This is a genomic window from Paenibacillus sp. FSL R10-2748 (assembly GCF_038005565.1).
GTDB classification, from domain to species: Bacteria; Bacillota; Bacilli; order Paenibacillales; family Paenibacillaceae; genus Paenibacillus; species Paenibacillus polymyxa_B.
In genome coordinates this window covers 1-13,483 of sequence record NZ_JBBOTK010000009.1, presented here as the reverse complement: position 1 = coordinate 13,483, position 13,483 = coordinate 1, and the positions used below count along the sequence as shown (strand labels likewise).

Annotated in this window: 15 protein-coding genes; 5 read left to right on the top strand and 10 right to left on the bottom strand. The window is 40.5% G+C overall.

Annotated features, from left to right (window positions below):
* Nucleotides 1-15: 15 nt before the first annotated feature.
* Together NSS66_RS22245 and NSS66_RS22240 are read left to right on the top strand one after the other, a co-directional pair.
* Entirely contained in the window at nt 16-696 is a 681-nt protein-coding gene (locus NSS66_RS22245; protein ID WP_023990449.1) for a response regulator transcription factor, read from the top strand.
* On the top strand, nt 689-1,837 hold the full coding sequence (locus tag NSS66_RS22240; RefSeq protein ID WP_075154804.1) for a sensor histidine kinase: 1,149 nt from the start codon (nt 689-691) through the stop codon (nt 1,835-1,837). Before NSS66_RS22245 ends, NSS66_RS22240 begins: the two co-directional genes overlap by 8 nt.
* Nucleotides 1,838-2,030: 193 nt before the next feature.
* Here the strand turns inward: NSS66_RS22240 and NSS66_RS22235 are convergent, their stop codons facing one another.
* The 6 genes from NSS66_RS22235 to NSS66_RS22210 form a co-directional block, all read right to left on the bottom strand.
* The gene (locus NSS66_RS22235; protein WP_023990451.1) at nt 2,031-2,729 is read right to left on the bottom strand and encodes a polysaccharide deacetylase family protein; all 699 of its coding nucleotides are present in this window, start codon (nt 2,727-2,729) and stop codon (nt 2,031-2,033) included.
* A gap of 46 nt (nt 2,730-2,775) precedes the next feature.
* Entirely contained in the window at nt 2,776-3,945 is a 1,170-nt protein-coding gene (locus NSS66_RS22230; RefSeq protein ID WP_023990452.1) for an MGDG synthase family glycosyltransferase, read from the bottom strand.
* 546 nt (nt 3,946-4,491) lie between these two features.
* Nucleotides 4,492-4,617, bottom strand: coding sequence for a winged helix-turn-helix domain-containing protein (locus tag NSS66_RS22225; protein ID WP_445671363.1), 126 nt, complete (start codon nt 4,615-4,617; stop codon nt 4,492-4,494).
* A 1-nt stretch (nt 4,618) separates the two neighbouring features.
* Nucleotides 4,619-5,215 (bottom strand): DedA family protein, encoded by a 597-nt coding sequence (locus NSS66_RS22220; RefSeq protein WP_068938306.1) that lies wholly within the window; start codon nt 5,213-5,215, stop codon nt 4,619-4,621.
* Nucleotides 5,216-5,782 carry a class I SAM-dependent methyltransferase gene (locus NSS66_RS22215; protein WP_340959794.1) on the bottom strand — a complete coding sequence of 189 codons (567 nt, stop codon included), beginning with the start codon at nt 5,780-5,782 and terminating at the stop codon, nt 5,216-5,218.
* Between the two features lie 44 nt (nt 5,783-5,826).
* Nucleotides 5,827-6,417, bottom strand: a complete 591-nt coding sequence (locus NSS66_RS22210; protein WP_023990456.1) for a DedA family protein — start codon at nt 6,415-6,417, stop codon at nt 5,827-5,829.
* An 809-nt stretch (nt 6,418-7,226) separates the two neighbouring features.
* Here NSS66_RS22210 and NSS66_RS22205 point away from each other — a divergent pair.
* From NSS66_RS22205 to NSS66_RS22195, 3 genes are all read left to right on the top strand, one after another.
* Nucleotides 7,227-7,793 carry a class I SAM-dependent methyltransferase gene (locus NSS66_RS22205; protein ID WP_081365978.1) on the top strand — a complete coding sequence of 189 codons (567 nt, stop codon included), beginning with the start codon at nt 7,227-7,229 and terminating at the stop codon, nt 7,791-7,793.
* 163 nt (nt 7,794-7,956) lie between these two features.
* The gene (locus tag NSS66_RS22200; RefSeq protein ID WP_023990458.1) at nt 7,957-8,637 is read left to right on the top strand and encodes a response regulator transcription factor; all 681 of its coding nucleotides are present in this window, start codon (nt 7,957-7,959) and stop codon (nt 8,635-8,637) included.
* Nucleotides 8,630-9,733, top strand: coding sequence for a sensor histidine kinase (locus tag NSS66_RS22195; RefSeq protein WP_340959793.1), 1,104 nt, complete (start codon nt 8,630-8,632; stop codon nt 9,731-9,733). Before NSS66_RS22200 ends, NSS66_RS22195 begins: the two co-directional genes overlap by 8 nt.
* 92 nt (nt 9,734-9,825) lie before the next feature.
* On the opposite strand, the gene NSS66_RS22190 is transcribed toward NSS66_RS22195, so the two are convergent.
* From NSS66_RS22190 to NSS66_RS22175, 4 genes are all read right to left on the bottom strand, one after another.
* Nucleotides 9,826-10,101 (bottom strand): hypothetical protein, encoded by a 276-nt coding sequence (locus NSS66_RS22190; RefSeq protein ID WP_023990460.1) that lies wholly within the window; start codon nt 10,099-10,101, stop codon nt 9,826-9,828.
* A complete protein-coding gene (locus NSS66_RS22185) occupies nt 10,076-10,408 on the bottom strand; it encodes a hypothetical protein (RefSeq protein WP_053326166.1) in 333 nt (110 codons plus the stop codon). Before NSS66_RS22185 ends, NSS66_RS22190 begins: the two co-directional genes overlap by 26 nt.
* Before the next feature lie 67 nt (nt 10,409-10,475).
* On the bottom strand, nt 10,476-10,799 hold the full coding sequence (locus NSS66_RS22180; protein WP_068938307.1) for a hypothetical protein: 324 nt from the start codon (nt 10,797-10,799) through the stop codon (nt 10,476-10,478).
* A gap of 446 nt (nt 10,800-11,245) precedes the next feature.
* The coding region (locus tag NSS66_RS22175; RefSeq protein ID WP_340959792.1) for a condensation domain-containing protein at nt 11,246-13,483 on the bottom strand (2,238 nt) is incomplete at its 5' end.

The following is a 13,483-nucleotide window of genomic DNA, read 5'->3' as shown; positions in this document are numbered from 1 at the left end:
AAGGAGCATCATGTAATGGATACAATACTTGTTGTAGGTGACGATACAGAGATTCGAGATGTCATTCACGTTTATTTGCGCAATGAAGGATACTTTGTCATAGAAGCTGCAAATGGTCTGGAAGCGTTAGATTTAATAAGATCAATCTCTTTCGAACTTGTCATCTTAGATATTAAGATGCCACAAATGGATGGCATTAATGCTTGCATTAAAATAAGGGAAATATCGAGCACCCCCATTATCATGCTATCGGGGGAGGAAGAAGATATTGGTAAAATTTCGGGTCTTACTCCCGGTGCGGACGATTACATGATAAAACCTTTTAATCCGTTAGAATTACTCGCTCGAGTAAAAGCTCATTTGCAGCGACAATCATTAATAGGAAAAGAAGAATTTAATTCTGTTATATTCATCAAAGATCTTGTGATCGATAAGAGTAAACATTCAGTTACATTGAAAGAAAATAACATTTCGCTGACCCCTCTTGAGTTTTCAATTCTAGAGTTGCTTGCAAGCCACCCTGGGCAAGTATTTAGCTTTGATAAGATTTACGAAAGCGTGTGGAAAGATCCTATTGGGTATTCCGATAATACCGTGATGGTCCATATTCGTAATTTACGAGAGAAATTAGAGGAGTTCCCCAGAGATCCTCAGTATATTAAAACGATTTGGGGAGTTGGTTATAAAATTGACTGAACATGTGCAAAAACCAAAACGAAAAAAAAGGATGATTCAGGTCAATATTTTAATCAGAATGATGCTAAGTCTCATTATCGCCACAACCATAAATAACATGCTCATTTTACTTTTACTGGATATTGGCCATGGCATGGAATCCGAGTGGCTCCTCAATTTCATTCCGTATATTTTCCCCCCCCTGTTTATGGTTAACTTTATTATTACTTTCCTAGCTTTAACTCGACGAATCGTAAGAGACTTAATTTCGTTGGAGCAGGGGCTTCAAATTATATCCGAGGGTAATTTAAGCTATCGAGTGCCTGTCATGCGAAATGATGAGCTTGGGAGGGTTGCGTTTAATATCAACTTGATGGCGGAACGTCTACAACAGCAGATCGAAAAGGAACGTGAACTAGAAATCTCCAAGTTGGAAATGATAACAGGCATATCACACGACTTGCGTACGCCACTTACAAGCATTATTGGCTATATAGAACTCTTAAGAACAAATTCATTTCAAAATAAAGATGAATATACGCGATTTGTTCAAAACACTTATAACAAAGCTATTCATTTAAAAAAATTGCTCGATGATTTGTTTGAATATACCCGACTTACTTCGGTCGATACCCGCCTGGACCTAAATAAAATCGATGTATTCCAGCTTCTAGATCAATTAATTTTTGAATTTGAACCGATCGCTCAAGAGAACGGTATCCATATTATTAAAGACTTAGGTAACTCTCCTATTATAACCGTTATTGACAGTAAAAAAATTGCCAGAGCAATCGATAATCTACTCATGAATGCCCTTAAGTACTCTGTAAAGCCAGGAACCGTACGTATTTTAATGAAGTTGGATAATAAGCAAATTAGTATTGAGATCGAAAATAAAGGGAATCCCCTCACACAAGAGCAAGAAAATAAACTCTTCAATCGTTTTTATAAAGTAGACCATTCAAGAAGTAGTGAAGGCATTCAAACGGGAGCAGGTCTGGGCCTTTCTATTGCTAGAAACATTATTGAGTTGCATGGAGGAACCTTAACGCTCATTCATATAAATAACATATTTAAATTTACTCTTACTTTGCCTTTCGAAGGAGTTCTGACCCGTTCCATTGGATCAGAAGAAGGCCACTCCGGCAACCTTGATGTATAAGTAAAAAAACTTAAGCCCCGAACAATACTTTGTCCCGGGCTTAAGTTTTGATTTTTAGTATCCAAATTAAACTTACTCTGTTTTTTAAGTATAATCCTCGAGAGTGCTGACAGATAATGTGTTTATGTAAAACAAAAAAGCCGCGCTTATCACGGCCGTACCATAATTAATGCTCATATATTTAGCCTGTTCATTATGCAGCTCTTTTCTCATCTACTCTCTGAAAACAATATCCCGTATATAATGCTTCAATGATAAATTCATTTAATGCCTCCAACATGTATGCAGGTGCATCCCTGTCAGCTCCAAACGTTTGCCCGCTATCATGAAGAACGATAACAGCTCCACCCCTTAGCTTGGACAGCAGCCTTTGCTTAATTTTTTGCTTGCCGCCAGAGCTCTTCCAGTCACCTACAATAACAGACCAAAGAATCATGCGAAATTGCTTCATCAGAAAAAAATCAAATAGGTTAATGACTCCCCACGGGGGCCGATAATAGAAGGCTTTCTCTCCAATAATACGATTAATGACATTGGCCGTTTTGTTTACCTGCTCGCGAACCCTCTTAGGACTCATTAAAGCATTTGACCAATGTACATAATTATGGATTCCGACAAGATGTCCTTCATTGTGCATCCGTTGGATTAAATCGGGATATTTCTCTGCTTTGCGACCAAGGACAAAAAAGGTACCCTTTATATTATATTTCTTTAATAAATCAAGCAAAAGAGGCGTAAATTCTGGGTCCGGACCGTCATCAAAAGTTAACGCAATGGGCTGCTCGCCCGTTCCCCTTTTATAAACTCCGATTCCAAATAGTCGGATTATAAGGGTCGGGATAATCGTGTATACGAGTAATGCACTAATGAGAATTATGAATGTCTGCTTCATGATCCTGCTCCTTTTTAACAGTAATAAATCCATGCTTGCCTTTTTTCTAGGAGCATATCTTTATTTCACTGGATCTATTATTCATTGCAATAGTTCCAAAAATAACTTCTAATGAAGCAAACGCGGACTCTTTAGGATGGAACTGTTTAGTATTTTCTATCATATGTTGAAGAAGTTTTGCATCATCTAGTAATTCCGATAGGCGCTCGGTTAGATCCCCAGATGTCTCTGCATGAATGGCTACCCCAGAACGAACTAAAAATTTGGCATTATCCTGTTCTTGACCAGGGATTGGTTTACAAAGTAGCATCGGCAGTTCCATAGCAATCGCCTCAAAAGTCGTGACTCCTCCTGGTTTGGTAATCATAATATCAGATATAGCCATTAACTCATGAACATAGTTAATATAACCTGTTAAATAGATGCGATGTTTGGAAATTTTCAGACTCTCATTCAATTTCATTCGAAGTTTTTCATTATGCCCACAAACAATGATGAATTGTACAGGCTGTGACAATAGATCAAATTTCTGAATAGTAGAGCTTCCATCGCCAATCATGCCGCAACCTCCTCCCATCACAAGCACAGTAGGCATATGAGGATCTAAACCATACTTCTTAGCTGTTTTCTCTCTTTCTATGGACTGAGAAAATTGCGGGCGAATGGGAATTCCCGTATCTGCAATCCGAGTCTCTTCAACACCTAATTGAATTAAAGAATCACGTACACTTCTGGAACCCACAATATATTGATCTGTATATGGATAAATCCATGAACTATGATCCGTGTGATCGGTAATGATAGTAACAGTATGAATATCGATTGAACCATATGATTTCAACTTCGACATCACGCCTGCCGCCAAAGGGAAGGTGCATACTACAATAGCAGGCTGTATTTCATTAATCAATTTCATCATTCGTCCGATTCCTGTAGAAAAAACGGTCTTTATGATATAGGATAGGGTGTTTTGTCTCCGCGTTTTCTGATATAGATATCCATAAACTTGAGGGAATGTTTTTACGGCTTGGAGATAAACATTTCGACTCAAATGATTCATATAAGGATGGACCCATTCCATAAAATCAATAATGACAGGTTCCATATGAGGAAATCGAATTTGCATCGCATCTTGTATCGCTTGGGCTACTTGAATGTGACCATCTCCATAATTTCCGGTAAGAATCAACATTTTTTCTTTCGTTCCTTTTTTCATGGATCACAGCTCTCCTTTCAAAAAATCAAATCTCAGAAACGTTTAAGAATCACTTTCCTTTTATGTTAAGAGAAATCGGCATAAACTGAAGGCACAGAAAGGATGCTTTCATATGCCAAAGAAACGATTCTTATTATTGATGATGAAATGAAATTCGGGAGTTGGTGGGAGTATATCTGACTATGACGATTTATATTTTTAATCAGCATTTCGCCTTATGTGAAAATCGTTTGAGCTGCTAGAATATATAGCAACAGTGAAATCATAACTTTGTTGTATTTCCTTTAAATCTATCAAAAGTGAACTTGCGAACCTTCGGGCAAATCAAAAATGTATTTAAACATGTGTCGGGTCAGTTTAAAAAAAGGGGAAAATAAAGGCTGGTCTAGCTTTAGAAAAAAATATCCCGCTTGTAATCGATTTACAAACAAATTGATACAAGTTATTACAATGGCGAAACTGAGATATGCAATGACGAGACTGAAAACTAACGCCAAAAAAATCTCAAAGCAAACATTTCTTTTGCCGTTTATCAGTTTCAATTTTCTACCCAACTCCCCAAACGGTTTTTATATATCGCGGCTCTCTTGGGAGATCATCTATTTTCTCGTGTAAATTCAGAATTTGAACTACTACCGTATTATCTAAATCTCCTAAAGATTGATTCCACACATCACGCTTTGCTCCTTTTCCGACTTTTAAGAATCATGAATATGACAATTCCTATGATTAAGGCAAGTCCCACATATATACCGTAGTGATAAATCATTGTCCCGATTGTTTCCACATGACCACCTGCAAATTGGCCAACTACAAAAAAGACAGACGTCCAAACAAGACCGGCTGTATAGGAATAAAGAATATAACGGCGAAATGACATTTTATTAATTCCGACTAAATAGGGAACAATATGCCTCACCACCGGAAAAAAGTAGCTAAAACTCAATGCAATATTTCCATATTTATTTAGAAGGTGTTCTGATGTTTGTATATGCTTCCCCAAATTTTTTTTATGGCGAAGTTTATCCAGCACCGGCGAACCGAAAAACCTGCCTAGAATATAACCAAGAGATAGCCCGGAGATAACTCCTAAATAAGTGATAATAAATGCTGGGAAATAATGGAGTAATCCTACTTTGCTAACGGCTCCGCCGGTCATAACGACAACCTCGTCCGGTATTGGCATTCCAACAATTCCGAGCCATAATGCAAAGAATAAAGCAGCATAACCAAACTGCGCAATCCAATGAATTAGTGTGTCATAACTCACTTAAATCCCCTCCTTCTTACGGCATGTATAAACAAAAGCAGGAGGAAAATTGAGGGGCACAAAATCGATTTTATCAATAATGAATTTCTCAGATAAATGTTTCTTCATTTGAAGGGAGTATTGAAAAGCGATAAATTTGCCCTCTGGTTTTAAGGATTCGGTAATTTGATGGAGTAAAGTTTCTCTTAATTCGCTCTTAAAATTAAAAAAGGGTAATCCGCTAATAATACAGTCCAACGAATCAATACCTTTTTGATTCATTATTTTTGTTAAATGACAAGCGTTTGAATGACATGAGAAGTTTGGGTAGGTTGTTTGCAAAACCCTCCTCATCTTATCGTCCATTTCAAACAATAACACCTTAGCAGATCGATTTACTCGCAGTTCGATAAAGCGTGTGATAGCTCCTGTGCCAGAACCGAATTCTGCAATTGTGCTCACATCATCCCATGACACAGATTGAACCATTTTACTCGCCAGAAACCATGAACTGGGCAAAACACTTCCAACTCGCTTTGGATTTTTAATAAATCGTTGCAAGAACATTGCATACTGATTTGAAGTCAAATGACTCTCCCCCTTTCTTCTATTTTTTTCATTTGTTCACCAGCTTATGCAGTAAAGTTGGATAATTTCGACTTGAACCACTTGGTTGTGATAAAGGTGCCAACGGCTATCATTAGAGCAACCACGGCCAATTTAGGATCGATCAAATCTAGCAAAGCCAATATATAATGTCCAAGGAACTTGCCAAAGGTAAAGAACGTAGCGGTCCAAACAAACGCGCTGGAATACGAAATCAAAGCAAACTTCTTGTATGAGGTACCGTTTAGACCAACGAATACAGGCAAAATATACCGAATGACTGGTATGAAATGTCCAAGACACATTGCGATATCTCCGTGTTGTTCAAAAAATTTCTCTGCTTTCTGAAAGTGACGGTTGTTTTGAAACTTTAGTTTAAATTTTTCTCCAAAGATTCTGCCCGCAAAATAAGCAATTGTAATTGCTGTAAATAAGCCAGCGAGAATAACAATATATACAATCCACGGGTTTAAAGCTCCGTTGTTACTCAAAATTCCACCTGTTAGTATGGTTATTTCATTTGGAACCGGGACGCCGAATGGGCCTAGGCAGAAGGCTAAGAAAAAAAAGAGATATCCATAATGATCGACTAGCTGTAAGACGATATCACTAATCATGTTCTAACCTCCTCGTTAATGTCGATGAAAGTATATTATTATAAAAATCTTAGGAGCTTATAGGGATATTTCTAAAGAAATTCTGAAGTAATACAAAAACGCCTTTAATTCTCCCCTCCAAGCCATGGCTTGACATCTTAAACTGTTTTACGCCCAATGTAGGAAAGGTCTGATCAGCTTTTAACCAAGCTAATCAGACCTCAACTTTATCCTAACACTTTGGTAATTCTACTTCTTTAGCACTGATGGAAATTGAAAAAGAGAGAGTTCACTCTCCTATTCCCACTCGTACTAGTGAAAACATAGCTTCACATACAAGTAGAAGAAAATACACGATCTCATAAACATCCCCCTCCCCAACATTATGAAGGGATACAAATTAGAGTCGCACTAGGTCTTTCTATAGCTATAAATATCATTGAGTTGCGTGGCGGAACAGTTTGCCCTTATAAAAAAGCCTTACCGACTTGGTTGGTAAGGCTTTTTGGGTTGGATGATATAGATTTTAAGCCTTCTATAGATGAATCTTTAGATTTTCTTTAGAAATATACTCATTAATTCCTTAGTTTTTTTCATTATGATTTCTGTATCGAAACAATAAAGAGGTGCAGAAATAGAGAGATTGGGCCATGTGCATCGGTATGTTCTTCCCAATCGTACGATATTTTCTCCCTATGTCTTCACTTCAATTTTCTCATTTTTAATCGTTCCGGTATCCATTCGTTTCGATAAAAGAAATAAATTTGTTAATTTTTGTGCCATATTCAGCATTGTTCCTGACAATAAAAACAGTAATGGAGGAAAATCAGTTGAAACTTAATGAATACCTTTTATTTTTGCAAAGCTTTATTCACAGCCCAAAAAATGTAGGCAGTGTTATACCAAGCTCTCGGTTTCTAGCGACCAAAATGGTTAAACAAGCCCCCTGGAACGAGATTAAGGCAGTCGCAGAACTCGGATCGGGTACAGGTGCCATCACCCGCTTTATCAACGCCCAGGTGAGTGAACCCACGAAAGTGTTATTGTTTGAGATGAATGAGACTATGAGGAATAATTTACAGACAGAATACCCAGACTTCTCCTGTCATCCGAACGCTGCTCAGTTAGTAGAAGCAATGAAGAAAGAGAACATTCATCAGCTGGATTGTATTTTTAGCGGACTACCTTTTTTTAATTTTGAGCGTGAATTGAGAGATACCTTGGTTGAACAGATCTATAAAGCACTCAAACCTGGAGGCTTGTTTATCGCCTTTCAATATTCGCTTCAAATGAAAAAGCAGCTTTCCGAAAAATTTATCATTGAAAAAATTGATTTAGTACCTTTCAATATCCCTCCCGCTTTCGTTTACGTCTGTCGCAAAAAGGAAACAATTTAAATGATGATGGCACTTTCATTCACTCCATTAAATGTTTTGCTTATGCGTATGTAGAAAAAGTGAAGACTTTACCTTATTATCAGGATATCTATACTAGTTGCGTAATTTCAGGTACCTTAAATACCTTTATTCTACCCAGTCAAAAAAGAAGGAGCAGTCAGTAATGAATACCATTCTTGTTGTGGATGATGATTCCGAGATTCGGGATGTCATTCATGTATATCTACGTAATGAAGGATACCATGTGATTGAAGCAGCCGATGGTGAAGAAGCCCTGGATGCCATAAAGACAACACCGATTCAACTGGTTATCTTGGATGTCATGATGCCACGAATGGATGGAATCAGAGCATGCCTTAAAATAAGGGAAATATCGAATACTCCGATTATCATGCTGTCAGCCAAGGAAGAAGATATTGATAAAATTAACGGACTGACTACCGGGGCCGATGACTACATGATCAAACCGTTCAATCCATTAGAATTGCTTGCTCGCGTAAAAGCGCAGCTACGTCGTCAAACATTAATAGGAAAAGAAGAATTTAATTCCCTTATTCTTATTAAAGACCTGATCATCGATAAGAGTAAACATTCCGTAAAGTTAAAGGGCAACGAAATTTCGTTGACTCCTCTGGAGTTTGCTATTCTGGTCTTGCTTGCCAGCCATCCTGGGCAGGTTTTTAGTTCGGAGCACATTTACGAAAATGTATGGAAGGCGCCATATGGATTTTCTGATAATACCGTAATGGTTCATATTCGTAATTTACGAGAAAAATTAGAGCAGTTCCCAAGAGATCCTCAGTATATTAAAACGGTGTGGGGAGTTGGCTATAAAATTGAATGAACATGTACAAAAGTCAAAACGAAAAAAACGGATTCAAGTCAACATTTTAATCAGAATGGTGCTAAGTTTTATTATCGCCATTGCTATAAATGATATTCTCATTTTACTTTTCTTGAAAATTAGCAGTACTATGGAATGGCATTGGTTTCGCAATTTTTTTCCTTATCTTCTTACCCCCTTGTTTATGGTAACGTTTATTTTTACTTTTTTAGTTTTGACACGGCGAATCGTTAGAGACTTAATTACATTGGAGCAAGGGCTTCAGATTATTTCCGAAGGTAATTTAAAATATCGGGTACCTGTTGTTCGGCAAGATGAACTTGGACGGGTTGCGCTCAACATCAATCGAATGACAGAACGTTTAGAGCAACAGATTGTAAAAGAACGTGAAATAGAGAAATCCAAGATGGATTTGATCACAGGTATTTCACATGACTTGCGCACGCCTCTGACAAGCATTATCGGCTATATCGAGCTTTTAAGAACAGACTCATATCAGGATAAAGATGAATATACGCGCTTTGTTCAAAACACCTATAACAAAGCAATTCATTTGAAGAAGTTGCTCGATGACTTGTTCGAATATACTCGGCTCACTTCAGTCGATACCCACTTAAATCTGAGAAGGATCAATTTATTTCAACTCTTGGATCAATTGCTGTTCGAGTTCGAACCCATTGCTCAAGAAAACGGTGTGTATATCGTAAAAGATATCGGTGATTCCCCAATCGTTGCCTCCATTGATAGCGATAAAATTGCCAGAGCAATCGATAATCTTCTCATGAACGCCTTAAAGTATTCCTTGAAGCCGGGAGGCATTTGCATTCGACTGAAAACGAGTCATGAGCAAATTACGATTGAGGTCGAAAATAAAGGAGCTCCCCTCACGCAAGATCAAGAGGAGAAGCTATTTGATCGTTTTTATAAGGTTGACCATTCAAGAAGTAGCGAAGGTATCCAAACTGGAGCAGGACTGGGTCTTTCCATCGCTAGGAATATTGTTGAGTTACATCAAGGCACCCTAACGCTCAATCATAGTCATAACGTATTTACATTCCAATTGAATTTACCTTTTGTAAACAACTCAAGTAGCTAACCGCAGTCCTTAAAGAATATTTATACAGTGGCGGATTATTATAATTTTACATCTTAATAAATCCATTTACAGCGACTCAGGATATTCCTATTTCATAACCATTTCCTCAATATACTGAATGTCGCATATAACGTGCTTAAATGATCAATTTTCTTTTTCAAAGAATTATCTCTAATAATCTGTCCATCTTTAGTCCATTGTCCATATATTTGAACTAACCGCCCTGTAGTTCGTGAGAGTTCAAGAAGAAGTGCTGTCTTCAGATGCTCTTTTTGAACTAAAGTTAGGTTATTATCCATTTTTATTTTATTAAATTCTTCTATCAAATCTCTTACTAGTTCATTATTCACTTCTTTCAATGAAGCCATTGTCTTCTCCAAGAGCTTCACGTTTCCTTATTATCTCTTGATACCCTGGAACTAAACATACTTCGGTTTGGACATCTTTGTACTCTAATTCAGCAGATTTATAGATTGATTTTCCGCAAATAGTTAAAAAGTAGCTCAATTTATCTAAGTTTGGTTTCGCTAAATTCTTTTTCCCATTAAGTTGACCCTTGTGAACATAGTCCTTAAGCGAATCAATTATATCCACCATTAAACCGATAAACTCTTCCTTCTGATCTTCCTTAAATTTTTTTACTCTCTCAATTAAATTGTCATAATAAACTGACAATTGGTTCTCGTTCGAGATATTTGAGACAAGTGTATTTATAAGTAACGAAAGATGTGATACGCAACAATTAGCAATAATAAGAATTTATAACAGTTTGAACTCTTCTGTCATCTAGTGAATTCAAACTATCTATTATTGGTTTAATATTAGTAGGTAATGGAACAAAGTAATCAGCCCCTTCATCATATTCTTCGTAATCGAGTTCAGTTCCGTTAACGTCTTCTTTTCTAATTGTTGATTCTTCCTCTTCAATGTTATAAACCAGTTTACCAATTGCAGGTACAGGTATTATATCCTCTTCGTCTGTAATCGTTCTAAGTTTATAAATTCCATTATCGTGCTTTATTACTTTTATTTGTTGTTCTAAGGCTTCCAAGGTATCTAGTGTCACGGGAGCCGCACAGTCTTCGTGCCATCATACAATATTAAAAAACCTAATGAGGTGAGCCTATTGTTCGTTCAATTAACCGTGAGTGAGATAATGATCTGAGAACAAAAAAACTGGCACAAAAAATATCTCGATGGATAAGCCTTGAAAAAACAGCATCATTTTATGATAAATCTAAATGGGATTTATGCAGGAAATGCAGGATATAAAGAGAGTCTTAAAAATCTCAATTCAGCTTATTCGACCCCTTTTACAAAAAAAAAAAACTACCAAGCAGATTTGGATAGTAGTCTGTTGTGTTTTGTCGATTTTCCAATAAATTGAAATAGTTACTCAGCGGCACTTGACGTCAGATTCCTGTGGTGGATTTTTCCCTTTCATTTGGAAAAAAACACCCGGCAGGATGCGTACCGAGAGAAATACGGCATACACCCAAGCCGGGTAAGGGATTAGAAAATAATATCAATGGCCTCTAGCACATCTTGCTCCTGTTCGGATTGCCCGTTCAGGGAAATATCCTTCAACAGCACCGAAGGCTGTTCGCAAATTTGGGTGATGATCACGAGCAGGTCCTGAGCGAAATTGTCGATCAGATTGAGCGTAAACAACTTAGTGGCATATTCAAACTGCCCGTTCATTCCCTCATCCAGCAACGAAATGACCAAGGTAAGGTCAAATTGGGAAACCGTATGAGTTTCCGGATAAGATTCGATCTTGATATCCCCGAAGCTTTGAACGTTATCTTCCTTGGTTTCCAGAGCAAACATGACATCGAATACAGGATTGCGGCTTTGATCTCGCGGCGCCTGCAGCTTTTTCACAAGCTCCTCGAACGGATAATCCTGGTGGTCGTAGGCCCCCAGCATCGTTTCTTTGACTTCGTTCAAGTAAGCGAGGAACGTCTTCTCCCCGGACGGATAATGGCGAATCGCCAAAGTGTTGACAAACATTCCGATGAGCGCCTCCAGGTCGGCATGTGTGCGGCCCGAAACCGGCGTGCCTACAATGAAGTCTTCTTGTCCCGAGTACTTGCTGAGCAGGATTGAATAGGCCGCCAATAACACCATATAAAGGGTGGCACCGTTCTCATCGGCGATGCGCTGCAAGCTGTCGGTCATCTGCTTGTCGATGCTGAAAGGCAGCACATCTCCCTCAAAGCTGCGAGCGGCAGGTCTGACAAAGTCCGTAGGCAGTTCAAGCGTCGGCAGTTCGCCTTCCAGCACGTCCAGCCAGTAGGCTTCCTGACGTTTCAGCCGCTCTTTTACAGGTTCGGACTGCTGCCAAGCGGCGAATTCCTTGTATTGAATCCGAAGCGGTTCCAGAGTCTCGCCGTTATACAGGCGCAGCAGCTCTTCGACGAAGATGCCCATCGACATGCCATCCGTGACGATATGATGAATGTCCAGCATGAGCAGATGCCGTTCCGCTTCCCATTCGACTAAGCCCACACGCAGCAGCGGCGGCCGCTCCAAATCAAAGACGCGCACAAAGCCGTCTACGATGCTCTTCGTTTCACTTTCCGTCGCTTTCGTATACTCGACGGCAAACTTCAAGTCCGGATAAATCCGTTGTACCGGTTCGCCGTCGACCATTTCGAAGCCGGTTCGCAAAATTTCGTGACGAGCTATCAATCCTTTGAGCGCCGCCTCGAATTGATTCCGTTCCAAACGCCCGACGAGAACCGTCATGCCGGACATGTTGTAGCTAAGCTCGGCGCCTTCCATCTGCTGCTGGATGTACAGCCGTTTTTGCACGGAGGAAAGCGGATAGTAATCCCTCTTATCCAGAACTGGAATGGAGAGGTGTTCCTGCCGCTCCAATTGGCTGATCGCTTCGGCCATCGCTTCGATGGTCGAGTGCCGGAACACATCGCGCAGCGGCAGGTCCACGCTCAGCTCCTTGTGCACCTTGCTGACCAGCGTCGTCGCCCGCAGGGAGTGCCCGCCGAGGTCGAAGAAGTTGTCCGTCACGCCAATCGTGACCGGCCCGAGCACGTCCTGCCAGATGGCGACCAGTTTCGCCTCCAGTTCGGTGCGCGGCGCCACGTATTCGCGGCCTGCGCTTGCTCCCCCTTCCGGCGCCGGCAGCGCCTTCCGGTCGATTTTCCCGTTCGGCGTCAGAGGCAGGCGCTCCAGCTCCACGAAGTACGACGGGATCATGTAACCCGGCAGCTCGCTGGAGATCGCCCGTTTCAGGTCTGCCGCCGTCAGTTCGCCATCCGTTGTGTAGTACGCGCACAGCGCTTTCTGCCCGTTCGCGTCACTTCGAACCAGCACCACCGCTTCGCGCACGCCTTCCACCCGCAGCAGCTGCGACTCGATCTCGCCCGTCTCGATCCGGTAGCCCCGGATTTTCGCCTGGTTGTCGATCCGGCCGATGAAGTCCACGTTCCCGTCCTCCATCCACCGCGCCAAGTCTCCCGTGCGGTACAGCCGCTCGCCCGCGGCGAACGGACTGTCTACGAACTTCTCTTCTGTCAGCTCCGGACGGTTCAAGTACCCGCGCGCTACCCCGACTCCGCCGATAACCAACTCGCCCAGCACCCCGACCGGCACCGGGTTCAGATGCGCGTCCACGATGTAGAATTTCGCATTCAGCCACGCTTTGCCGATCGGCACATGGCCTGTCTGCGGCAGCTTCGCCAGCTCCTCGTCGTAGAAGCTTGAGTCGATCGCCGCTTCCGTCAC

Bases quoted from the DNA above. Each gene is read 5' to 3' on its own strand.
- NSS66_RS22245 (WP_023990449.1), top strand. From the start codon at position 16: ATGGATACAATACTTGTTGTAGGTGACGATACAGAGATTCGAGATGTC.
- NSS66_RS22235 (WP_023990451.1), bottom strand. From the start codon at position 2,729: ATGAAGCAGACATTCATAATTCTCATTAGTGCATTACTCGTATACACG.
- NSS66_RS22230 (WP_023990452.1), bottom strand. From the start codon at position 3,945: ATGAAAAAAGGAACGAAAGAAAAAATGTTGATTCTTACCGGAAATTAT.
- NSS66_RS22210 (WP_023990456.1), bottom strand. From the start codon at position 6,417: ATGATTAGTGATATCGTCTTACAGCTAGTCGATCATTATGGATATCTC.
- NSS66_RS22200 (WP_023990458.1), top strand. From the start codon at position 7,957: ATGAATACCATTCTTGTTGTGGATGATGATTCCGAGATTCGGGATGTC.
- NSS66_RS22190 (WP_023990460.1), bottom strand. From the start codon at position 10,101: ATGGCTTCATTGAAAGAAGTGAATAATGAACTAGTAAGAGATTTGATA.